Origin of the sequence: Vibrio sp. 10N.222.48.A3, assembly GCF_041475345.1 — a bacterium.
Classification (GTDB): domain Bacteria; phylum Pseudomonadota; class Gammaproteobacteria; order Enterobacterales; family Vibrionaceae; genus Vibrio; species Vibrio tasmaniensis_A.
This window is the reverse complement of record NZ_JBFRVX010000455.1, coordinates 1-1,980: the sequence shown is the minus strand read 5'-3', so window position 1 is coordinate 1,980 and position 1,980 is coordinate 1. Positions and strand designations below refer to the sequence as shown.

Annotated in this window: 1 pseudogene; it reads right to left on the bottom strand. The window is 43.2% G+C overall.

Going from position 1 to position 1,980, the window contains the following annotated elements:
- Positions 1-1,811: pseudogene (locus AB4653_RS13680) on the bottom strand (NAD-glutamate dehydrogenase); the annotation flags it as partial.
- Positions 1,812-1,980 lie beyond the last annotated feature (169 nt).

Sequence of the window (1,980 nt, the reverse complement as noted above, 5' to 3'; positions counted from 1 at the left end):
GTCTTGCGTACTTCATAAGGTGATTCACCAATAACGCGCAGGCCAAAATTTTCAAGCATTGGCATAACATCAGACAGGTGAATCGGCTCATCACTGTGGTAGAACAGCTTCAAACGAACAGCTTTAGAGTCTGCCGCTTCTTCTTGAGGGCGGTAGAAAAGCATGCCCAGTTTGTTGTCTTCACTTAGTGCTTCTAAACGCTCGATATCTGCAACCGCAGAACCAGGCATCATGTCTTCTTTGTACGAACGTGGGAATGCACGCATGTACTCTTTCGATAACGGAAGACCTTTGCTCTCACCGAAGTTAGCAACGATTGATTCAGACAGGCGGTCATCCCACGTAGACGATACTTCCATTAAATTTTGCTCAATTGTTTTCACGTCCACATCCATGTTGTTGTTATCAACACGAACAATATAGTGCGTTCTCGCCAGTGGGCTTTCAGAGAAGTATGTCGTGAATTCGACCTCTTCTTCGCAACCGAAATACTGCTTCAAGATGCGTTGGGTTTGACGACGAAGTTCGGTGTTGTAACGATCTTTGGTAACGTAAACCATGCAGCTAAAGAAACGGCCAAACGGGTCTTTGCGAACAAACAAACGCAGAAGATCGCGATCTTGCATTTGAACTACGCCAGTACCGACTTCTAGCAATTCTTCTTCACGAGCTTGAAGCAGTTCATCTCGCGGGTAGTTTTCTAGAATGTTGTGCAGAGCTTTGTAAGAGTATGAACCTTCACGGTAACCACTCGCGTCTAAGATACGCTCTACTTTCTCGCGAACAAGAGGAATAGTTTCAACGGTTTGGTTATAAACGGCAGAGGTGTAAAGACCAGTAAAGCGGTGTTCACCAATGACCTTACCGTTCTTATCGAACTTCTTAATACCAATGTAATCATTGTAAGCTGGGCGGTGAATGCGTGAAGCCGTGTTGCCCTTGGTTACGATAAGTACATACGGTTTTTTCGCTTCTAAGCGTGCCGAGTCAGAAAACTCAGACAGCTTAACGTTACGCACACGATCTGAATTCGCAAACAAACCAAGGCCTTGCTCCTTGGTCGGTTGTAGTTCTGTGTCGCCATTTACAGAAACAAGGTCATATTCCTTGTAGCCCATAAACGTAAAGTTGTGCTCGCCTAACCAACGAAGAAACGCCAACGTCTCATCAAAACGTTGGCCGTCTACAGGAATACTTTCTTTTTGCTTTTCAACTTGATTCGTTACTTCCTCAAGTTTTTCAACCATCTTCAGCCAATCGTTCACGACTAAACCAGTATCGGTAAAGATATCCAGTAGTTCCGTTTTGAGCGCTGTCATTTCAGCTTTGCTGCTAAGACGGTCTACTTCGATATGGAAAAGCGATTGGAATGCACCTTCGTTATTGCTCACGCCGACAACACTGCCCTTATCAGTGCGAGAGATTTGTGTTGGATTGTGAAGCATAAGGTGAGAAGAAAGGTCTAGGCGAGTCAGCGCCATTTTTACAGAGTCTACAAGGAATGGGCTATCTGGTACGACTATCTCTACGATAGTGTGAGTAGATTGCCAACCTTGACGACTTACTGTCGGGTTAAAAACACGAACAGAGATTTGGTCAGCTTTCTTTTCATTGATGTGATGCCATAAGCTAACTACAGCACCATATAAATCGGATTCGTTTCTCTGAGTTAGATCGTCGTGAGAAACATTACTAAACAAGTGTTGAGCAAGTTGAGTTACGAGAGGTCGATGAGCAAGGTCAAGTTTGTCTTGAATCAGTTTGTAAACTTTTTCAAGTAAAACTGGAACCACAGTTTCACGTGCGGTCATAGTCACACTCCACAATTAGAATTTTATTTTATTATTAGGGGGCTTACTTAAGCTAGCGTTTGAATCAAGCCTTCAAGGCCAGTTCTACTAACGAGTTAAGCAAAGGTAATGCATTCATTTATTGTAAAAGCATTATTGATAAATAGTTAATTGTTTTAGAGGTGGTAAG